Annotated in this window: 18 protein-coding genes and 1 riboswitch; of the genes, 9 read left to right on the plus strand and 9 right to left on the minus strand. The window is 53.6% G+C overall.

Features of this window, described 5'->3' with window-relative positions; genetic code table 11:
* Window positions 1-46: 46 nt before the first annotated feature.
* Complete coding sequence (locus tag ACFQW4_RS16910) at window positions 47-829, minus strand: SDR family NAD(P)-dependent oxidoreductase (RefSeq protein ID WP_377726308.1); 783 nt, start codon at window positions 827-829, stop codon at window positions 47-49.
* A gap of 134 nt (window positions 830-963) precedes the next feature.
* On the opposite strand from ACFQW4_RS16910, the gene ACFQW4_RS16915 reads away from it, so the two are divergent.
* Complete coding sequence (locus ACFQW4_RS16915; protein ID WP_110867321.1) at window positions 964-1,551, plus strand: TetR/AcrR family transcriptional regulator; 588 nt, start codon at window positions 964-966, stop codon at window positions 1,549-1,551.
* A complete protein-coding gene (gene mug / locus ACFQW4_RS16920) occupies window positions 1,548-2,063 on the plus strand; it encodes a G/U mismatch-specific DNA glycosylase (protein ID WP_377726310.1) in 516 nt (171 codons plus the stop codon). The genes ACFQW4_RS16915 and mug overlap by 4 nt, the downstream gene beginning before the upstream one ends.
* Before the next feature lie 63 nt (window positions 2,064-2,126).
* On the opposite strand, the gene rpoD is transcribed toward mug, so the two are convergent.
* From rpoD to rpsU, 3 genes are all read right to left on the minus strand, one after another.
* Window positions 2,127-3,968, minus strand: coding sequence for an RNA polymerase sigma factor RpoD (rpoD, locus tag ACFQW4_RS16925; protein ID WP_064738465.1), 1,842 nt, complete (start codon window positions 3,966-3,968; stop codon window positions 2,127-2,129).
* Between the two features lie 379 nt (window positions 3,969-4,347).
* Window positions 4,348-6,093 (minus strand): DNA primase, encoded by a 1,746-nt coding sequence (gene dnaG / locus ACFQW4_RS16930; RefSeq protein WP_377726312.1) that lies wholly within the window; start codon window positions 6,091-6,093, stop codon window positions 4,348-4,350.
* A gap of 118 nt (window positions 6,094-6,211) precedes the next feature.
* Complete coding sequence (rpsU, locus tag ACFQW4_RS16935; RefSeq protein WP_008103436.1) at window positions 6,212-6,427, minus strand: 30S ribosomal protein S21; 216 nt, start codon at window positions 6,425-6,427, stop codon at window positions 6,212-6,214.
* A 281-nt stretch (window positions 6,428-6,708) separates the two neighbouring features.
* On the opposite strand from rpsU, the gene tsaD reads away from it, so the two are divergent.
* Entirely contained in the window at window positions 6,709-7,722 is a 1,014-nt protein-coding gene (gene tsaD / locus ACFQW4_RS16940; protein WP_377726314.1) for a tRNA (adenosine(37)-N6)-threonylcarbamoyltransferase complex transferase subunit TsaD, read from the plus strand.
* A gap of 25 nt (window positions 7,723-7,747) precedes the next feature.
* Here the strand turns inward: tsaD and plsY are convergent, their stop codons facing one another.
* Window positions 7,748-8,347, minus strand: coding sequence for a glycerol-3-phosphate 1-O-acyltransferase PlsY (plsY, locus tag ACFQW4_RS16945; protein ID WP_101762983.1), 600 nt, complete (start codon window positions 8,345-8,347; stop codon window positions 7,748-7,750).
* Window positions 8,348-8,454: 107 nt separating this feature from the next.
* Here plsY and folB point away from each other — a divergent pair, with 107 nt between their 5' ends.
* Both folB and bacA read left to right on the plus strand, forming a co-directional pair.
* The gene (folB, locus tag ACFQW4_RS16950; protein WP_101762984.1) at window positions 8,455-8,814 is read left to right on the plus strand and encodes a bifunctional dihydroneopterin aldolase/7,8-dihydroneopterin epimerase; all 360 of its coding nucleotides are present in this window, start codon (window positions 8,455-8,457) and stop codon (window positions 8,812-8,814) included.
* Between the two features lie 191 nt (window positions 8,815-9,005).
* Entirely contained in the window at window positions 9,006-9,824 is an 819-nt protein-coding gene (gene bacA, locus ACFQW4_RS16955) for an undecaprenyl-diphosphate phosphatase (RefSeq protein ID WP_101762986.1), read from the plus strand.
* Between the two features lie 18 nt (window positions 9,825-9,842).
* Here bacA and ACFQW4_RS16960 read toward each other — a convergent pair whose 3' ends face one another.
* Window positions 9,843-11,075, minus strand: coding sequence for a multifunctional CCA addition/repair protein (locus ACFQW4_RS16960; RefSeq protein WP_377726317.1), 1,233 nt, complete (start codon window positions 11,073-11,075; stop codon window positions 9,843-9,845).
* A 142-nt stretch (window positions 11,076-11,217) separates the two neighbouring features.
* Window positions 11,218-11,841 carry a TIGR04211 family SH3 domain-containing protein gene (locus ACFQW4_RS16965; protein ID WP_101762988.1) on the minus strand — a complete coding sequence of 208 codons (624 nt, stop codon included), beginning with the start codon at window positions 11,839-11,841 and terminating at the stop codon, window positions 11,218-11,220.
* A gap of 204 nt (window positions 11,842-12,045) precedes the next feature.
* Between ACFQW4_RS16965 and ACFQW4_RS16970 the strand changes: the two genes are divergently transcribed.
* Genes ACFQW4_RS16970 through hldE form a run of 3 tightly spaced genes read left to right on the plus strand, consistent with a single transcriptional unit; the run spans window position 12,046 to window position 17,724 of the window.
* Window positions 12,046-13,356, plus strand: a complete 1,311-nt coding sequence (locus ACFQW4_RS16970) for an inorganic triphosphatase (protein ID WP_377726319.1) — start codon at window positions 12,046-12,048, stop codon at window positions 13,354-13,356.
* A 25-nt stretch (window positions 13,357-13,381) separates the two neighbouring features.
* Complete coding sequence (glnE, locus tag ACFQW4_RS16975) at window positions 13,382-16,240, plus strand: bifunctional [glutamate--ammonia ligase]-adenylyl-L-tyrosine phosphorylase/[glutamate--ammonia-ligase] adenylyltransferase (RefSeq protein ID WP_377726321.1); 2,859 nt, start codon at window positions 13,382-13,384, stop codon at window positions 16,238-16,240.
* Window positions 16,241-16,299: 59 nt separating this feature from the next.
* The gene (gene hldE / locus ACFQW4_RS16980; protein ID WP_110867313.1) at window positions 16,300-17,724 is read left to right on the plus strand and encodes a bifunctional D-glycero-beta-D-manno-heptose-7-phosphate kinase/D-glycero-beta-D-manno-heptose 1-phosphate adenylyltransferase HldE; all 1,425 of its coding nucleotides are present in this window, start codon (window positions 16,300-16,302) and stop codon (window positions 17,722-17,724) included.
* A gap of 37 nt (window positions 17,725-17,761) precedes the next feature.
* Here the strand turns inward: hldE and ACFQW4_RS16985 are convergent, their stop codons facing one another.
* On the minus strand, window positions 17,762-18,067 hold the full coding sequence (locus tag ACFQW4_RS16985) for an accessory factor UbiK family protein (RefSeq protein WP_008103418.1): 306 nt from the start codon (window positions 18,065-18,067) through the stop codon (window positions 17,762-17,764).
* 171 nt (window positions 18,068-18,238) lie between these two features.
* Window positions 18,239-18,388: riboswitch (FMN riboswitch) on the plus strand.
* A gap of 105 nt (window positions 18,389-18,493) precedes the next feature.
* On the opposite strand from ACFQW4_RS16985, the gene ribB reads away from it, so the two are divergent.
* Entirely contained in the window at window positions 18,494-19,150 is a 657-nt protein-coding gene (gene ribB / locus ACFQW4_RS16990) for a 3,4-dihydroxy-2-butanone-4-phosphate synthase (RefSeq protein WP_008103416.1), read from the plus strand.
* A gap of 59 nt (window positions 19,151-19,209) precedes the next feature.
* Here the strand turns inward: ribB and ACFQW4_RS16995 are convergent, their stop codons facing one another.
* On the minus strand, window positions 19,210-19,593 hold the full coding sequence (locus ACFQW4_RS16995; protein WP_101762992.1) for a cell wall hydrolase: 384 nt from the start codon (window positions 19,591-19,593) through the stop codon (window positions 19,210-19,212).
* Window positions 19,594-19,845 lie beyond the last annotated feature (252 nt).

Raw genomic sequence — 19,845 nt, forward strand, 5'->3', positions numbered from 1 at the left:
TCATCATTGGTTTTTGAGACCAGGCTCATTCGAAAGTTTGCTTATGCTACAAATAGCGTGATGCAGGCTTGTTAAGCGAGATGAACGGCAATATGGCGATGCGTGCTTCTTCGTAACTCTGCCAAAGCTGCACATCTTCAACGGATGGTATTGTTATCAGTTCGCCGGCATCAAGTCCACGTAGCGCAGCCGAGACTAAATCATCCACTTCCATCAGCATCTCAGCGGGAAGTTCGTTAATGGATTTTCCTGCGCGCTCGAAAATCTCGGTACGCGTTAAGCCTGGCAACACCGCCTGCGTACGCACACCGCTTTCGGCTAATTCACGATGCAAATTACGGGTCAGGGAAAGCACATACGCTTTGCTGGCGTTGTACGCGCCATTCGCCGATTCGCTCACTAGCGCTAGCACTGAAGCAATATTTACTATCGTACCATTGCGACGTGCACGAAACGCCTGCGCAGCAGTGTGGGCCAGCTGTGTCAGCGCCACGATATTTAACGTCAGCATTGTTTGAATTTTCGCGATGTCACCGTCGATGAATTCACCTTCAACCGTCATGCCCGCATTGTTTACCAGCAGAGTAATCGCTTTATTTTGCTGGATTTCGTGATCGACTCTTTGCAAATCATTATGGTTGGTGAGATCGGCCGCTAACACGCTGACTTCAACGCCATGTGATTCACGCAAAGATTGCGCCAACAGATTGAGCCTGGCTGCATCGCGCGCCACCAGAATCAAGTTTGTGCCGCGTGCTGCCAGCTGTTTTGCATAGGTCGCGCCAATTCCGCTTGATGCGCCGGTGATCAAAGCCAAGTGTTGTGACATGGTGTATTCCTTTAAATGATGGTTATCATATTTACGCGGTTTAATATGACGATCATAATATTTGTCGTCAAGCTAGAATATGATGGTTGTAATAATTACACTGATTGCTATCAACGATATGGGAGTCAATGAAGATGGAAAAGCTGAGCCATAAAGCGCGTACGCGACAGCGCATTCTGGATGAAGCCTCTGTGGTAATGCGCGAGAACGGCACTGAAAGCATCGGTGTCGCGGCGCTGATGAAGCGCGTGGGCTTAACGCACGGCGGCTTTTATGCCCACTTCGCCTCGCGCGAAGATTTAGTGCAAGCGGTGATCGCTGAGATGTTTGCCGATTCGGCGCGCCGCTTTGCGGATATCACCTCAATTAACGATCCCGCTGAACGACTGAGTCAGTTAATCGATAGCTATTTATCCGAGCATCATTGCAACACGCCGGGTGAAGGCTGTCCGCTGCCTGCGCTGGTGAGTGAAATGGCACATTTACCGGTTGAGGCGCGCACACTATTTTCCCAGCGGCGAGAAGCCATGCGGCAGCGCCTGGCGTTGACGCTACATGAACTTAACCATCCGCATGCGGATGACGCCGCGACCACCATGTTGGCTGAAATGGTTGGCGCGGTGGCAATGGCACGTGCTTGTCCGGACGACGAGGAAGCACGTACGATGCTGGCGAGCAGTCGTCGGTCGGTAAAACAACGCGCCGGACTGGAGATGGCATGAGCGAGCACGATATCCGCGACATTATTGCGCCTGATTTACAGGTACTGTTTTGTGGCATCAATCCGGGCAAATCGTCGGCGCACACCGGATTTCACTTTGCGCATCCCGGTAATCGCTTTTGGAAGGTGATTTACCAGGCCGGCTTTACGCGCGAGTTACTTAAGCCCGAGCAGGAGCAGCGGCTGCTGGAAACTGGCTGTGGCATCACCATGCTGGTGGAGCGTCCAACGGTGCAGGCTAACGAGTTGGACGGCGATGAATTACGCGACGGTGGTTCACGCCTGCAGCAAAAAATTCTGCATTATCAGCCGCGTGCGTTGGCGGTGTTGGGCAAGGATGCTTTTGAGAAAGCATTTCGTCAGCGCAAAGTTGAGTGGGGCGAGCAGCCGCAAACGCTGGGTGAAACGCGTTTGTGGGTGCTGCCTAATCCGAGCGGGTTAAATCGTACGACGCTGGAAGAGATGGCCGCATCCTATCGCCAACTGCATGATTGGCTGCAGAGCAACGCGTGAAAGAGCTATTCTTCAGGCAATAAAAAACCCCGGCAAGCCAGGGTTTTTTCGTCTCGACAACGATTAATCGTCGAGGAAGCTACGCAGTACTTCTGAGCGGCTTGGGTGACGCAGTTTACGCAGCGCCTTGGCTTCGATCTGACGAATACGTTCACGCGTTACATCAAACTGTTTGCCAACCTCTTCCAACGTGTGGTCGGTGTTCATATCGATACCGAAACGCATACGCAAAACTTTCGCTTCGCGCGCGGTCAGGCCAGCCAACACGTCGTGGGTCGCTGAGCGCAGGCTTTCCGAGGTTGCGGAATCCAGCGGCAGCTCCAGCGTGGTGTCTTCGATAAAATCGCCCAGATGCGAATCTTCATCATCACCAATCGGCGTCTCCATAGAGATCGGCTCTTTAGCGATTTTCAGCACTTTGCGGATCTTATCTTCAGGCATCAGCATACGTTCAGCCAGCTCTTCCGGCGTCGGTTCGCGACCCATCTCCTGCAGCATCTGACGCGAAATACGGTTGAGTTTGTTGATGGTCTCAATCATATGCACCGGAATACGGATGGTGCGCGCTTGGTCAGCGATAGAGCGGGTGATAGCCTGACGGATCCACCATGTAGCGTAAGTTGAGAACTTATAACCACGACGATATTCAAACTTATCAACGGCTTTCATCAGACCGATGTTGCCTTCCTGAATCAAATCGAGGAACTGCAGACCACGGTTGGTGTATTTCTTGGCGATAGAGATAACCAGACGTAAGTTTGCTTCAACCATCTCTTTCTTCGCACGGCGCGCTTTCGCTTCGCCGATAGACATGCGACGGTTAATGTCCTTCACCTGCTCGATGGTCAAGCCGGTTTCTTCTTCGATCTGCTGCAGTTTGTACAGCGAACGATTCACATCATCTTCAACTTCCAGCAGCTTCTCAGACCATGGTTTGTTCATTGCCAGCGCGGCTTTGAACCAGCTTGGGTTGGTTTCGTTGCCGGTGAACAGCGTGATGAAGTTTTTCTTCGGCATCTTGCACAGTTCAATACACAGCTTCATGATCAGGCGCTCTTGCGTACGCACGCGCTCCATCATTTCACGCATATTGTTTACCAGGTAGTCGAACTGCTTCGGTACCAGGCGGAACTGCTTGAACACTTCAGAGAGATTCTGGATTTCGGCTACGGCGTCAGCATGGCTGCGACCTTTCGCTTTGATGACGGTACGCGTGGTTTCATACTGCGTACGCAGGTCGCCAAACTTCTCGCGAGCCAGTTCTGGATCGATAGAATTATCGTCGTCAGAGCTGTCGTCATCCTCTTCATCTTCTTCTTCATCGTCGTTACGATCTTCCTGAGATAACTCAGAACCCACGTGCGTGGCGGTCGGCGCGATATCTTCTTCCGCGTTAGGATCGATGAAGCCGATGATCAAGTCAGACAGGCGATAGTCGCCCGCTTCAACGCGATCATACTGATCGAGTAGATAGGTGATCGCTTCCGGATATTCGGCTACAGAGCATTGGACCTGGTTGATACCGTCTTCGATGCGCTTAGCGATGTCAATTTCGCCTTCGCGCGTCAGCAGTTCAACGGTACCCATTTCGCGCATGTACATGCGCACCGGGTCGGTGGTACGGCCAATTTCAGATTCAACACTGGATAAAACCTGAGCGGCGGCTTCTGCGGCATCTTCGTCAGTATCGGAGCTGTTTTCATTCAGTATCAGATCATCAGCATCAGGCGCTTCTTCAACAACCTGAATACCCATGTCATTAATCATCTGGATGATGTCTTCGATCTGATCGGAGTCGACGATATCTTCCGGCAGATGGTCATTGACCTCAGCATAGGTCAAATAGCCTTGCTCCTTACCACGGGTGACAAGTAGCTTAAGCTGTGACTGCGGGTTTTGCTCCATAAGACGGTATCCACACTTCTGTTAATTAGATTGGTGTCGGTCGGCGCGAGCCAACTATAACAGTGAAGGCGTTGTGTTTTTGCCGCTGCCTACATCGCGGCCAGGGCTGAAGCCCATCTATAATCGGCACTTAAGCCGCTTGTGTTCTTTCCGAGGCTAACCTACTTGCCATTTTCAGTGCTGGCAGTGCTCGCAATCCTCACGTACTTCAGTACGCTCCGGTTGCTGTGCGCTGGCAGCACTGAAACTGGCTGCGACGTTGACGCCTCTAAATTTGTGCTGTGTGTTTCCGGCTTCGCTTATCGCGTCTATTATTCCGGAAATCACTGAACCAGAATGCTGTTTTTAACGTACTTGCAGTTCTGATCCCGTTAAAATCTTATTTTTTCGCTAATGCCTGGCTTAAAGCCCAGAATTCACGGCGTTCGACGGCGCTTAGGCCTTCAGTTCGCTCGCGCGCTATCAGCGCTTCAAGGCGCTGTTCGAGTGCGGAATCGTAAATGCTCGCCAGTGAATCCTGGAACACTTCTTCCGCCTCTTCATCCACTATCATGTGGTTCCAGGTGGCCAGTGTTTCAAGGGGCTGGCTAAAATTTGTTCCGCGATATAACTCTAGTAGCTGTCCGGTGGTCAGGCCAGGATTTTCTGTACAACGGCTGACTAACTCCACAAATAGCGGTAAACCCGCCATTTTTGACTGCTCCAGTCCATCCAGTGTAGGCACGATGGAGGCAAATTGCGGATTCTGCACTAATAACGCGATCAATACGCGCATGGTGGTGCGCTTCAACGGTGGGGCAGTTGGCAGCATTCCGCTTTCTGCCAGCTTCGGCATCAGCTTGTCTAACTGGTTATCGTCAAGAATCCCGAGTTTATTACCCAAGGTTTGACGCATATAAATGCGCAGCGTTTCACCGGGAATTTGACTAATCAGCGGTAACGCCAAGGTCGCCAGCTTGGTCTTGCCATCGCGTGTACTCAAATCCACTTGCGGCATCAGGCTGTCGAACAAAAATGTGGAGAGCGGTGTAGCCTGCTCCATCCGCGCTTCAAAGGCTGCTTTGCCCTCTTTGCGTACCAGCGTGTCCGGATCCTCGCCATCGGGCAAAAACATAAAGCGTAGCTGACGACCATCATTCATGTAAGGCAATGCGGTTTCGAGCGTACGCCATGCCGCTTCACGTCCGGCGCGATCGCCGTCGTAACAGCAAATCACGGTATCCGTTGAGCGGTAAAGCAGCTGAACGTGTTCAGCGGTGGTCGAAGTGCCCAACGAAGCTACGGCATAATCGATGCCAAACTGCGCCAGCGCCACCACGTCCATGTAACCTTCGACAACCAACAAACGCGTGGGTTGCGGATGATTTTTTTGCGCTTCATAAAGTCCGTATAACTGGCGGCCTTTATGGAAAATCGGTGTTTCGGGTGAGTTCAGATACTTCGGCGTATCGTTGCCCAGCACGCGGCCACCAAAACCAATCACGCGGCCACGTTTATCGCGAATAGGGAACATCACACGATCGCGGAAGCGATCGTAGGTGCGGCCAGAGTCATTGCTGACCAACATGCCCGCTTCCATCAGCGATTCGCGATCGTCTTTCTGCTGCCCAAAGCGCTTCAGAGCATTATCCCAACCCGCAGGCGCATAGCCGATAGCGAAGTGATCGATCACTTCCTGACTAAGACCGCGCGTGGCGAGATAGTTCTGTGCAGATTGCGCTTGTGGATTACGCAGGCTCTGTTGATAGAAGCCGTTCAGGCCATCCAGCAACTGATAAAGACTTTGACGTTGATGGCGCTCCATCTGGCTAGGACCGTTGCCCGCTTCATATGGCACTTCTAAGCCATGAAGCGTGGCGAGCTCCTCAACGCTCTCAACAAATTCCAGACGATCGTGATTCATCAGGAAGTCGATGGCGTTGCCTTTGGCGCCACAGCCGAAGCAGTAATAGAACTGCTTCTCACCGCTTACGGTGAAAGAGGGGGTTTTCTCGTTATGAAAAGGACAGCACGCGTGATAGTTCTTACCCTGCTTTTTCAGCTTAACGCGGGCATCGATAATATCCACGATGTCCGTGCGGGCAAGTAAGTCGTTGATAAATATGCGTGGAATTCGTCCAGCCATAAGCCCCGATTTTTCAGCTCATAAACGACAACAAGCCGCGCTTCCTTTCGGAAAGCACGGCCTTTTACTTGACTCTGTCTGCGTTTATCACGCGGCGGAAGCAAGCTTCCGCAAGAAATTAGTACAGACGAGTGCGGCGTGCGTTTTCGCGAGCCAGTTTCTTGGCGTGACGCTTAACTGCAGATGCTTTAGCGCGCTTACGCTCAGTGGTAGGCTTCTCGTAGAACTCACGGCTACGAACTTCTGCCAAAACACCTGCTTTCTCGCATGAACGCTTAAAGCGACGCAGTGCTACGTCGAACGGCTCGTTTTCACGTACTTTAATTACCGGCATGTAACTCTTACCTCGATAAAATTCGGTTTTTGCTGCTGACTGCGGCGCCAGCACATTTCAAAATGGTGCAGCATTTTACTCCAGCCGCGGCCGACTTGTAAAGCACCATGTATAATTTAGAACCAACAGGGGCATATGCCATCGCGGCTGCCGGTTTTTTCAGGCCGTGGAGTATAGCGCACTCTTTGTGCGACAGAAAAACACTTTTTCAGGGGCAAAGTCTCTGGCGTGAGAATTGCCTGTGTTACACTGCGCGCCGCACGAAGAGGGTGATAAAAGCTATGCGAGTTCTGGGTATTGAAACGTCCTGCGATGAAACCGGCATCGCGATTTACGACGATGCGTCCGGTCTGCTGGCAAATCAACTATATAGCCAGGTGAAACTGCATGCCGATTACGGCGGCGTGGTGCCGGAACTGGCATCGCGTGACCACGTCCGTAAAACCGTGCCGCTGATTCAGGCGGCACTGAAAGAAGCGGGCCTTGAGCCACAACAGATTGACGGCGTCGCCTACACCGCCGGGCCCGGATTGGTGGGGGCGCTGCTGGTTGGCGCCACCATTGGCCGAGCGTTGGCATTCGCCTGGAATGTGCCGGCGGTGCCGGTGCATCATATGGAAGGGCATCTTCTGGCGCCGATGCTGGAAGAGAATCCGCCGGAATTCCCGTTTGTCGCGCTGCTGGTTTCCGGCGGGCATACGCAATTGATCAGCGTGACCGGCATTGGTGAATACACCTTATTGGGCGAATCGATTGACGATGCGGCTGGCGAAGCGTTCGATAAAACCGCCAAGCTGCTGGGGCTGGATTATCCCGGCGGACCGATGCTGTCGCGTATGGCGCAGCAAGGCACGCCAAACCGTTTCCGCTTCCCGCGGCCAATGACCGATCGTCCGGGGCTGGATTTCAGCTTCTCCGGCCTGAAAACCTTTGCGGCGAATACCATTCGCGAGCATCAGGGCGACGAGCAAGCTCGCGCGGATATTGCTCGCGCATTTGAAGATGCGGTGGTTGATACCTTAATGATTAAGTGCAAACGCGCGCTTGAGCAAACTGGCTTTAAACGTTTGGTGATTGCGGGTGGCGTCAGCGCCAACCGCACGTTGCGTGAGCGCATGGCCGAGATGATGAAAAAGCGTGGCGGCGAGGTGTTTTACGCACGCCCTGAGTTTTGCACCGATAACGGCGCGATGATTGCTTACGCGGGCATGGTGCGCCTCAAAGGCGGCACCAGCGGTGGACTCAGCGTCAGCGTGCGGCCGCGCTGGCCGCTGGCAGAATTGCCCGCCATATAAAAAAACCGGCCTTGCGCCGGTTTTTTTATTTCTTCTTATTCCGTTTCCAGATCTTATTTTCCTGGCCGCGCCACAGGCGCTGGATGTTGTCGTGGTGCCGCAACAGAATCAAACACGAGAGCATCGAAACGGGGAAAGTGAATTGCGGTTTGAACCACCACACGTAAAAGGGTGCGATCAGCGCGCTGACAATCGCGCCAAGTGACGAATAGCCGCTTAGCAGCACCGTCAGCAGCCAGGTTCCGGTCATCAATCCCGTCAAATCCCAGCCAATCGGCGCAATCGCACCAAAGGCCGTTGCCACGCCTTTACCGCCGCGAAAACGAAAGAACACCGGATAGATGTGGCCCAGACAGGCGGCAATCGCCGTGAGGCCAAGATAGAGCGGGGCAACGTGTAGCAGATAAGCGATCCACACCGGCAGCATGCCTTTTGCCACGTCGAAAATCAGCACCGCCGCGGCGGCGGCTTTGCCACCAATGCGCAAAACGTTGGTCGCGCCAGGATTGCCTGAGCCTTGCGAGCGCGGATCGGGTAAACCAGCCAGTTTACAGACCAGTATCGCACTGGAAATCGAGCCGCAAAGATACGCGAAAATAATCATACCAAGCGCGATAGCACTCATAGCGTCGTACCGTTCCTTTTGGGTCGTTTTGTTCTCGATAAGCGTGGATAATACGCATAATCCGCCGGAAGTGGTATCCGGCTTAGCCAAAAACAGAGACTGACATCATGGATATCGTATTTATCGAGCAGCTTACCGTGTTCACAACTATTGGCGTTTACGACTGGGAACAGGGCATGCAGCAGAAGCTGGTGCTCGATGTCGAAATGGCGTGGGACAACCGTCACGCCGCCGCCAGCGACGATGTGAATGATTGTCTGAGCTACGCCGATGTCACGGAAGTGATCCTCAATCATCTGCAAGGCCAGCGTTTTGCCCTGGTCGAAAGGGTAGCAGAAGAAATCGCCGATCTGTTGATGAATCGTTTCAAAACCCCTGGAGTACGCATAAAGGTAGGCAAACCGGGCGCTGTAGCCCAGGCGGCCAGCGTTGGCGTGCGTATTGAGCGCGGGACTATTCCGAAATAAATCTTCCGTGATTGCCATCACAATGAAACCAAACCAAATTATGGTGTGTCTCACTTGAGGCCGTTGCGCTAACCAGCAGGAAGTGACCGAATTTCTTAAGGTTTCCTTCAGCGTGACGCAGGCATAATTTCAGGCGGTAGCCCTTTGCGACCGCCTTTTTACTGTTTAAAACGGATAGAGGAAATATTTTGATGGCAGACATTCACCAGCTTTGGGTAGCTGCAATCCTGGGGGTTGTAGAAGGCCTCACGGAATTCCTGCCGGTCTCTTCCACGGGCCACATGATTATTGTTGGCCATCTGTTGGGTTTTGAAGGCCAGACCGCTGAAACCTTCGAAGTGGTGATTCAGCTCGGTTCGATTCTGGCTGTGGTCGTGATGTTCTGGCGTCGCCTGTTTGGTTTGATCGGCATTCACTTCGGTGAGGTCAAACATGAAGGCGTGGGTACGGGCAAATTAACCCTGATTCATATTCTGTTGGGTATGGTGCCAGCGGTGGTGATTGGTTTGCTGCTGCACGACCAAATCAAAACGCTGTTTAACCCGATCAACGTGATGTATGCGCTGGTGGTCGGCGGTGTGCTGCTGCTGGTAGCGGAATACTTCAAGCCGAAGCAGCCGAAAGCGGTTGGCGTTGACGATATCACCTACCGTCAGGCATTTATGATTGGCTGCTTCCAGTGCCTGGCGCTGTGGCCGGGCTTCTCGCGCTCAGGTGCGACGATTTCTGGCGGTATGCTGATGGGCGTGAGCCGTTATGCAGCGTCAGAGTTCTCGTTCATTCTGGCGGTGCCGATGATGATTGGCGCCACCGGACTGGATCTCTACAAGAGCCTCGGCTTCCTGACGATGCAGGATTTCCCAATGTTTGCCGTCGGTTTTGTAACGGCTTTCGTCGTGGCGCTGCTGGCGATCAAGGTGTTCCTTGAGCTGATCAAGCGTATCTCGTTCGTCTCTTTCGCTATCTACCGCTTCATTGTTGCGGCCGTGGTTTACGCCATCTTTATGTAAGTTGCCCCGCGCGGCTGGTTACACTGGCCGCGCGTTAATCAATTGCGCCTGCAGCACCACCACACGCCGACGCGTCAACTCTTCCCGCACTTCCGCCCCTTTAAAACCTGCTGCCACCACATCTTTGGTTGGCACCGCTTGCGCCAGCGCAAACGCCTGACGCAAATAGTCGCCTTGCGGATAAGTCATGCTTTCCAGACCCGCACGCCCGCGCGCATCCGCTTCGCTGGTCAGCGCCATCTTCTCCACGCGATCGGGCTTGCGCCAGGCATCAATTCGATCAAAAAGCGCGATTAACGCGTCAGCTGGCTGGCGCTCAATGGTGTGCACCACGTCATGGAATTCGGTCACCACTAACGCCAAATCACGCACCTGATTCGGCACGCGCAGGCGCTGGCACAGCGCTTCAACAATCGGCACGCCCGCGAGGCCATGACCATGATGGCTCGGCCATTTTTCTGCTGGCGTCAGCGCCTTACCGACATCGTGGAACAGCGTAGCGAAACGCACATCAAGCTGATTCGAGAGCGCAGCGGACATCGCCAGCGTCATCAGCGCATGGATGCCGGTATCAATCTCGGGATGCCATTTGATCGGGGCCGGAATGCCATAAAGATTATCGATTTCCGGGAACAGCACCTGCAGCGCGCCGCAATCACGTAATACCTGGAAATAGACCTGTGGATTACGCGTCAGCAACGCTTTTTCCGTCTCTTTCCACACCCGTTCTGCTGTGAGATGCGCCAGTTCGCCGCTGACCGCCATTTCGCGCATCAGCGCCTGGGTTTCATCAGCAATCCGGAAATTCAGATGGGCAAAGCGGGCGGCGAAACGCGCCACGCGCAGTACACGCAGCGGATCTTCGTTAAAGGCGGCGGAAACATGGCGCAGCTGGCGTTTCGCCAGATCGCGCTGACCGCCATACGGATCAATCAGCTCACCGCTGTCGCTTTGGGCGATGGCATTGATGGTGAGATCGCGGCGCTGCAAATCTTGCTCGAGCGTGACATCCGGCGCGAACTGCGTCACAAAGCCGGTGTAACCGTTGCCGCTTTTGCGTTCAGTACGCGCCAGCGCATACTCTTCACGGCTTCGCGGATGCAAAAAAACCGGAAAATCCCGGCCAACCTGCTGATAACCTTCCGCCAGCATCGCATCTGGCGTCGCGCCTACTACAACCCAATCTCTATCTTTTACCGGCAAACGCAGTAAGGCATCGCGCACTGCGCCACCGACCAGAAACGTCTTCACTCAACCACTCCAGAGGCAGATCAAAAATTGCGTGCTGAACACGCTTGTTACTTTATTGTTGCATACTTTGGCTAAATATCGGGCACGCCAAAAGGGGCATCTTACGATCCCCTTAAATAAAAGAACAAATCTGCGTGGCGCGTTAGTTCATCCAGCGATCGTTTTTCTTACGACGCGGCACCATATGCGGCAGCAACAGACCCAACAGCAGACCAACGCCCAGCACGCCGCCGCCATACATAAACCACTGCATGATGATGGTGCGCTGCTTGTCATCCAGCTGCACATTGGCGGCGCTGACTTTCTTCTGCGCGACAATCAGCTCATTTTTCAGCTTCTGATTTTCCGCTTTCAGGCCATCAATGGTGCCGTCGCTGTTGGCGACTTTGTTCTGCATCTCAGAAGTGCGCTGATTCCAGCTGTTGTCAATATTCGCTAGCTTGGCCGTCAGATCTTTAACCTGCTGCTCCAGTTGCGGTACGCGGGTACGCAGGCTAGGACTGGCGCTCAGTTGCGACAGTGGAATCCAGTTAGTTTTGCCTTCTGCATCACGAATCTGACCATATTGAGAGTCGTTATTGGTCTGCAGCAAGGTCACTTCTTCTCCGGCGTTCAGCTTACCGATTAGGCGATATTGATCGCCCGGACCGCTGCGCACCCAAGTGGATAATTCATCGGAGATGTAGCGTTTTTCGTCAGCAGCATGAGCAGGTGTGATGGCGCTGAAAGCCAGCAAAGAAAGGGCAGCAAGTGTGATTTTTTTCATTCGATGTCGTTTTTTCTTAATGGCGTAAAATTACCGGCACAGTCTGGAGACGCTTCTCAAAAATCTGAATGAGAACTATCCTGGTCTCAATCCGGTGCGAAAAGGGTCGTAAAAGCACAAGAAAGCGGAGACAGCGGGCTTCCGGTGCATTACTCTTCGCCAGATTAAACTCGTAAGTGCCAGCAGCGTATTGAATAAAAAATTATGACCATCGAAATCGAATTAAAGTTCATTGCTACACCGCAAGCCGCCGAAAAACTGGCGGAAAAGCTTGCCGCGTGGCCACATCAGCACTTCGCCGCGCGCGAGCTGACCAATATCTATTATGAAACCGACGACAACCAACTGCGTCGCTGGGACATGGGCCTGCGCATTCGTGGCGTTGATCAACGCTATGAAATGACGCTGAAAGCGGCCGGTAAAACCGTTGGCGGTCTGCATCAGCGTCCGGAATACAATGTTGATCTCACGGAGCCGCAGCTGGATATCGCGCGCCTGCCAGCCGAGATTTGGCCGCAGGGCACCGATATTGCTGCACTGCAATCGCGCCTACAGCCGCTGTTCAGCACTCATTTCCAGCGCGAAGCCTGGTTGGTGCAATTTGGCGACAGCGAAATTGAAGTGGCGTTTGACCGCGGCGAAGTCGCTGCCGGTGAATTCAGCGAACCGCTTTATGAAGTCGAGCTGGAGCTTAAAAGTGGTCAACGCGATGACATGCTGAAGTTCGCTGAAGCGCTGGTTACGATGGGCGGATTACGTCTCGGCAGCCTGAGCAAAGCCGCGCGAGGCTATCAGTTGGCGCAGGGTAACTTACCGCGCCCCATCCGTACGTTGCCATTGCAGAAAATCGCCGCGAAAGCGTCGGTTGAGCAGGGCATGATCAACGCAATGACTGCGGCACTGAATCATTGGCAATATCACGAAGAAGTGTGGCTGCGTGGTGATAAAGATGCCAAAGCAGCGGTAATTGATGCGCTGGAAACGCTGCGTCAGGCGTTCTCACTGTTTGGTGCGTTGGTGCCACGCAAAGCCAGCAGCGATCTGCGCCAGAAATTAACCCGTCAGGAAGAGTTGCTGGCCGATGATGAGAACAATGCTGAAGCTACCTGCTTTTCGTTAACTTCGGTTGAGGCTCAGTTAGCACTTACTCACTGGCTGGTCGAGTCGCAGTGGCAAAAATGGCTCGACGACAAGAGCAAAAGCAAGCTGCAGGGATCGTTCAAGCGCTTTAGCGATATTATGCTAAGTCGTATTGCCGCCGATCTCAGAGAAACATTCGTTGATGTTCAACTATTCAATGAGTTCCAGGATAAAGCGACGCGCCTGAATCGCCAGCTGTTGGCGGTGAACCTGCTGGCGGGTGCTTATCCGGCCGAAGAGGTGAATGTTTGGCTGGACGGTTGGCTGGAGTTACAGCATGCGATTCGAGAGAAGCAGGAACGTGGCTTAATGCATCTGGTTAACCTGGCCGTGCGCCCCGCACCTTTCTGGCTCAATAGCGGAATCAAACGCTAACGAAAAATCCAATCAGGGAGAGAAGATGTTGTTACCGTTACCGGCGCTCATGCAGGCGCAGTTGGCTAATGTGGCAGAGCGACTTAATTTGCCATCCTCAGCGTTCACGCCAGAACAGGCGGGCGCGCTGACCTTTAGTGACTTTATCCTCGATAACCTGCAGCAGCATCCCGAATGGTGGCAGCATCTGCAACAGCAAGCGCCTGTGCCAGAAGAGTGGCAGCACTATGCCCGCTGGCTGAATGACGTGCTGCACTCGGTTGAAAATGAAATCTCCCTGATGCGTGAACTGCGTTTGTTCCGTCGTCATATGCTGGTACGCATCGCCTGGATGCAGGCGCTGCAACATGCCACTACCGAACAAAGTTTGCAGCAACTCAGCACGCTGGCGGAAATCCTCATCGCTGCCGCGCGCGACTGGGTTTGGCAGGATTGCAGCCGCGACTTTGGTACGCCATGCAATGAAGCGGGTGAAGCCCAGCCGATGCTGATTCTCGGCATGGGTAAACTCGGCGGCTGTGAACTCAACTTCTCTTCTGATATCGATCTGATTTTTGCCTGGCCGGAAAACGGCGTAACCCAAGGTGGACGGCGCGAGCTCGACAATGCGCAATTCTTCACGCGCATGGGGCAGCGGCTGATCAAAGTGCTCGATCAACCAACGATGGATGGATTTGTCTATCGCGTGGACATGCGTCTGCGTCCGTTTGGTGATAGCGGTCCGCTGGTGCTGAGTTTCGCGGCACTGGAAGATTATTATCAGGAGCAGGGCCGCGACTGGGAACGCTATGCGATGGTCAAAGCCCGGCTGATGGGCGACGATCATGGCCACTGGAGCCAGGAATTGCAGCAAATGCTGCGGCCGTTCGTCTATCGCCGCTATATCGATTTCAGCGTGATTCAATCGCTGCGTAACATGAAGGGCATGATTGCGCGCGAGGTGCGTCGACGCGGCTTGAAAGACAACATTAAGCTCGGCGCCGGCGGCATTCGTGAAACGGAATTCATTGTGCAGGTGTTCCAGCTGATTCGCGGCGGACGTGAGCGCTCACTACAACTGCGCTCCTTGCTCCCTACGCTCAAAGCGATTGGTCAGCTAGCTTTGTTAAGTCAGAAACAGGTCGATCATCTACGTGAAGCCTATTTGTTCCTGCGTCGGCTGGAAAACCTGCTGCAAAGCATTAATGACGAGCAAACGCAAACGCTGCCAGAGAACGAGCTCGACCGCCAGCGCTTAGCCTGGGCGATGGGCGCGGCAGACTGGACCGCGCTGATGGCGCAGCTTGAGCTGCAAATGGCCGGTGTGCGCGCCATCTTTGACGAGCTGATTGGCGACGATGCACCGGATGTCGACGATCAGCCGCAGTTGGCTGAGTTTGCCGGGCTGTGGCAGGACGCGCTGGAAGAGAGCGATCTCATCCCGGTGGTACCGCAATTGGACGATGCGCAGCGTCACGCGCTTTACAACGCGTTGAACAACTTCCGCCAGGATGTGAGCCGCCGTACTATTGGTCCGCGTGGTCGTCTGGCGCTCGACCAGTTGATGCCGCGTCTGCTCTGTGAAGTTTGTCCGCGCGAAGATGCCGATGTGCTGCTGAATCGTCTGACGCCGTTGTTGCTGGGCGTGCTGACGCGCAGCACTTATCTGGAATTACTCACCGAATATCATGGCGTGCTGCGTCATCTGATTCGTCTGTGTGCCGCGTCACCAATGGTTGCCAGCCAATTGGCGCGCTATCCGCTGCTGCTGGATGAGTTACTCGATCCCGCAACGCTGTATCAACCTACCGCAACCGACGCTTACCGCGACGAACTGCGCCAATATCTGCTGCGTATTCCCACCGATGACGAAGAGCAGCAGTTGGAAGCATTGCGCCAGTTTAAACAGGCGCAGCATCTGCGCATCGCCGCTGCCGATATTGCTGAAACGCTACCCGTAATGAAAGTGAGCGATCACTTAACCTGGCTGGCAGAAGCGATTATTGAATCCGTGGTGCAGCAAGCCTGGCAGATGATGGTGCAGCGATATGGTCGTCCATCGCATTTGACTAGCGACAGTGAGCGCGGTTTTGCGGTTGTCGGTTATGGCAAGCTGGGTGGTTGGGAGCTGGGTTACAGCTCTGACCTTGATTTGGTGTTCCTGCATGATTGTCCGGATGATGCGGAAACCGATGGCGAGCGCGTCATTGATGGTCGCCAGTTCTATCTGCGCCTGGCGCAGCGTGTAATGCATCTGTTTAGCACGCGCACGTCGTCCGGCATTTTGTATGAAGTGGATGCGCGTCTGCGTCCTTCTGGCGCGGCGGGTATGCTGGTCAGTACTTTTTCCGCTTTTAACGAATACCAGCGCAGCGAAGCATGGACCTGGGAACATCAGGCGCTGGTGCGCGCGCGCATCGTGTTTGGCGAACCTGCGCTCTGTGAACGCTTTGATGAAATCCGCCGTAACGTTCTTTGCTTGCCACGAGACGTTGAGACGTTGCAAAAAGAAGTGCGTGAAATGCGCGAAAAAATGCGGGCGCATCTCAGCAACAAACATAAAGGTCGCTGGGAAATTAAGACCGATGAGGGCGGGATCACCGACATTGAATTCATCGCGCAATACCTTGTCTTAAGCTACGCGGCCGATCAGCCAGCGTTGACGCGTTGGTCGGATAATGTCCGCATTTTCGAATTAATGGCGCGTCATGGCATTATGCCGGATGAAGAGGCGCAGGCTTTGACGCATGCGTACGTCACGCTGCGTGATGCACTGCACCATCTGGCATTGCAGGAATTACCGGGCCATGTGGCGCCTGAAGCCTTTGTCGCTGAACGCGCGGTGGTCAACAACAGTTGGCAGCGTTGGTTAAGCGGTATCCAATCTGACAGCGCGGAACAGTGAGCCTGATGGCTTATGTGGTAATATCCCGCGCATTATTTTGACCGTGTTGGAGTCTCTGAATGAAAGTAACACTGCCCACTTTTGGCAAGGCCACTGTGCTGGTCGTCGGCGATGTGATGTTAGATCGCTATTGGTATGGCCCAACCAGCCGTATTTCCCCGGAAGCGCCGGTGCCGGTGGTGAAAGTGGATACCATTGAAGAGCGTCCAGGCGGCGCGGCAAACGTCGCCATGAACATTGCTGCGCTCGGTGCAGCATCACGGCTGATTGGCTTGACCGGCGCCGATGATGCCGCGCGCGTGTTGAGCGAAACCCTGCAAAAGGTCAACGTCGACTGTGATTTTGTGGCGGTACAAAGCCATCCAACCATCACCAAATTGCGCGTGCTTTCGCGCAATCAGCAGCTGATTCGCCTCGATTTCGAAGAGGGTTTTGAGGAGATTGATCCGCAGCCGATTCACGATCGTATGCGTCAATCGCTGACGCAAGCGGGTGCGCTGGTGCTGTCTGACTACGCCAAAGGCGCGCTGAACAGCGTGCAGACCATGATTCAATTAGCGCGTGAAGCTAAAGTGCCGGTACTGATTGATCCTAAAGGCACTGATTTTGAACGTTATCGCGGTGCAACGCTGCTGACGCCGAATTTGTCTGAATTCGAAGCGGTTGTGGGTAAATGCAAAAGCGTGGAAGAGATTGTCAGTCGTGGCATGCAGTTAATCGCTGATTATGAGCTTTCCGCGCTGCTGGTAACCCGTTCTGAAAACGGTATGACGCTGCTGCAGCCGGGCAAAGCGCCGCTGCATCTGCCTACGCAGGCGCAGGAAGTGTATGACGTGACCGGTGCGGGCGATACGGTGATTGGCGTGCTAGCCGCAGTGCTGGCGGCTGGCGACAGCCTGGAAGAAGCCTGTTTCCTGGCGAATGCTGCGGCTGGCGTCGTCGTCGGGAAGCTCGGTACTTCCACTGTCAGCACTGTTGAGCTGGAAAATGCCATTCACGCCCGTCCGGAAACGGGATTTGGTGTGATGACCGAAGCGGAGCTGAAAGCCGCTGTTGCGCTGGCGCGTCAGCGTGGTGAGAAAGTGGTAATGACCAACGGCGTGTTTGACATCCTGCACGCTGGCCATGTTTCTTATCTGGCGAATGCGCGCAAGCTGGGCGATCGTCTGATTGTGGCCGTTAATAGTGATGCCTCGACGAAGCGTCTGAAAGGCGAAACGCGTCCGGTCAATCCGCAAGAAAACCGTATGATTGTGCTGGGTGCGCTGGAAGCGGTGGATTGGGTGGTGCTGTTTGAAGAGGATACGCCACAGCGTCTGATTGCGGGAGTGCTGCCAGATCTGCTGGTAAAAGGCGGCGACTACAAGCCGGAAGATATCGCGGGTAGCAAAGAAGTGTGGGCAAACGGTGGTGACGTGCGCGTATTAAACTTCGAAGATGGCATCTCAACCAGCAACATCATCAAAACGATTCGCAGTCATTAAGTGTGAATGGGCGGGAGGAAAACTCCCGCCGATTAGCTTACTGCGGAGTATCAATTTTCCCAGCGGGATCTGGCGTGATGATCGCCGGCGCGGGTGCCGCTGGACTTTCACTTTCTAACTTCGCCAGGCGCTGTTCCAGCGCAGCTAATTTCTCGCGCGTGCGCAGCAGTACCTGCGTCTGCACATCAAACTCTTCACGATTAACCAGGTCCATGCGCGTCAACTGCGCCTGCAATACCTGACGGATTTTCTTTTCGACATCATCGCCAAAATCGCGAATCCCTTTCGGCATAGCTTCATGTACCTGGCGAGCCAGTTGTTCAATTTTTTTCGTGTCGATCATGATTATTTCCTGGTTACGGTGGCCGATAGCTGCGCGTGTTCGGACTCAATAGCTATTAAGTGTAATGCCTGAAACGAAAAGGTTAAACCTGAAATCCGCAACGCAGGAAATGCAAAAGCATTTGCACTTTTGTCGATTGCCCGACCAGATGATTGGCGTTATAGTTTGTTCGCTTATTCTCAGGGCGGGGCGAAATTCCCCACCGGCGGTAAATCAGCTCTTGCTGAAAGCCCGCGAGCGCTCTCACAGTAATGTGAGAGGTCAGCAGATCCGGTGTAATTCCGGAGCCGACGGTTAGAGTCCGGATGGGAGAGGGTAACGACATCAGCCGGGCTTTGCCCGCGTCACGTTTTTGCCATGTGTTTTGTACGCACTCCTAAGCACGCCCTGGTTCTGGTAACTCATATTTTATAAGGTTTTTTTACCATGAATCAGACGCTTCTTTCTGAATTTGGCACGCCTGAACAGCGTGTAGAGCGCGCCATTGATGCGCTGCGCAACGGCCGCGGTGTAATGGTGCTCGACGATGAAAATCGTGAAAACGAAGGTGACATGATTTTCCCGGCAGAAACCATGACCGTTGAACAGATGGCATTAACCATCCGTCACGGCAGCGGTATTGTGTGCCTCTGCATCACCGAAGAGCGCCGTCAGCAGCTTGAGCTGCCAATGATGGTGGAAACTAACACCAGCGCTTACGGCACCGGTTTCACGGTGACAATTGAAGCTGCAAGCGGTGTGACCACCGGCGTTTCTGCTGCCGACCGCATCACCACGATTCGCGCTGCGGTGGCTGATGGCGCTAAGCCTTCAGACCTTAACCGTCCGGGCCATGTGTTTCCGCTGCGTGCGCGTGAAGGCGGCGTTCTGTCGCGTGGTGGACACACCGAAGCGACTATCGATCTGGTGACGCTGGCGGGATTTAAACCTGCAGGGGTATTGTGCGAATTGACCAATGATGATGGCAGCATGGCGCACGCGCCAGAAGCGATCGTGTTTGCTAAGCAACATGATATGCCGGTCGTCACCATTGAAGATTTGGTGGCGTATCGCCGTCAGCGGGAAACGCGTCACGCCAGTTAACTGAATTAATACAGAAGAAAGAGGCCGGATAGATATCTATCTGGCCTCTTTTTTTTGTTTTAACGATTGGCATAAAACACGTGATTGCCAATTACTACTGTACGCTGAAAGGTATGACGCCAGGCCGGTTTAGCATGATGTGCATGGAAAAAGGTCGCGCCTTTCGTTACGTCCTGTAATTCCCCTTCAACAATCTTCTGTGCCAGCTTTCTGGCGCGTTGCCAGCTTTTATCTTCATTTGGTGGATAACGATAAGGATGCTTTTTGAGAGACGTCCAGGAGAACTGCTTAGGTGCATACACCACAGGACAGATCTCTTTGACATCCCAATTGGCCCGGTTCATGGTCACCGTACCAACGGCTATTTGTCCTTTAATCGGTTCGCCACGCGCTTCATGGTAGATATTCATCGCCAGGCACAATATTGCTCCCTGAATTAACATAAATTCCAACTCATCTTTCTAAAACCGAGGGGAGTTTAAGAAGTAGATTGATTGGATGTAACAAGACTGGTCTCGCTCGGTCTTAGGTGCGGGCTATATCACTGATATCTAAAAGGCTCGCGTGCAATATTAAGACCTAACCTGTGTCGAATTTATCCGCCCTATATCATTCAAATTCTCTGACAGAGACCATCATACTTATCAGCGTTAATCCCCCAGCGAAAGCGCGTATCGTAGCGGTTAACAAAGCGA

The organism is Pantoea sp. GCM10028869 (genome assembly GCF_042666835.1).
Classification (GTDB): domain Bacteria; phylum Pseudomonadota; class Gammaproteobacteria; order Enterobacterales; family Enterobacteriaceae; genus Pantoea; species Pantoea leporis.

Bases quoted from the DNA above. Each gene is read 5' to 3' on its own strand.
- ACFQW4_RS16910 (WP_377726308.1), bottom strand. From the start codon at position 829: ATGTCACAACACTTGGCTTTGATCACCGGCGCATCAAGCGGAATTGGC.
- ACFQW4_RS16915 (WP_110867321.1), top strand. From the start codon at position 964: ATGGAAAAGCTGAGCCATAAAGCGCGTACGCGACAGCGCATTCTGGAT.
- mug (WP_377726310.1), top strand. From the start codon at position 1,548: ATGAGCGAGCACGATATCCGCGACATTATTGCGCCTGATTTACAGGTA.
- rpoD (WP_064738465.1), bottom strand. From the start codon at position 3,968: ATGGAGCAAAACCCGCAGTCACAGCTTAAGCTACTTGTCACCCGTGGT.
- dnaG (WP_377726312.1), bottom strand. From the start codon at position 6,093: ATGGCTGGACGAATTCCACGCATATTTATCAACGACTTACTTGCCCGC.
- rpsU (WP_008103436.1), bottom strand. From the start codon at position 6,427: ATGCCGGTAATTAAAGTACGTGAAAACGAGCCGTTCGACGTAGCACTG.
- tsaD (WP_377726314.1), top strand. From the start codon at position 6,709: ATGCGAGTTCTGGGTATTGAAACGTCCTGCGATGAAACCGGCATCGCG.
- plsY (WP_101762983.1), bottom strand. From the start codon at position 8,347: ATGAGTGCTATCGCGCTTGGTATGATTATTTTCGCGTATCTTTGCGGC.
- folB (WP_101762984.1), top strand. From the start codon at position 8,455: ATGGATATCGTATTTATCGAGCAGCTTACCGTGTTCACAACTATTGGC.
- bacA (WP_101762986.1), top strand. From the start codon at position 9,006: ATGGCAGACATTCACCAGCTTTGGGTAGCTGCAATCCTGGGGGTTGTA.
- ACFQW4_RS16965 (WP_101762988.1), bottom strand. From the start codon at position 11,841: ATGAAAAAAATCACACTTGCTGCCCTTTCTTTGCTGGCTTTCAGCGCC.
- ACFQW4_RS16970 (WP_377726319.1), top strand. From the start codon at position 12,046: ATGACCATCGAAATCGAATTAAAGTTCATTGCTACACCGCAAGCCGCC.
- glnE (WP_377726321.1), top strand. From the start codon at position 13,382: ATGTTGTTACCGTTACCGGCGCTCATGCAGGCGCAGTTGGCTAATGTG.
- hldE (WP_110867313.1), top strand. From the start codon at position 16,300: ATGAAAGTAACACTGCCCACTTTTGGCAAGGCCACTGTGCTGGTCGTC.
- ACFQW4_RS16985 (WP_008103418.1), bottom strand. From the start codon at position 18,067: ATGATCGACACGAAAAAAATTGAACAACTGGCTCGCCAGGTACATGAA.
- ribB (WP_008103416.1), top strand. From the start codon at position 18,494: ATGAATCAGACGCTTCTTTCTGAATTTGGCACGCCTGAACAGCGTGTA.
- ACFQW4_RS16995 (WP_101762992.1), bottom strand. From the start codon at position 19,593: ATGTTAATTCAGGGAGCAATATTGTGCCTGGCGATGAATATCTACCAT.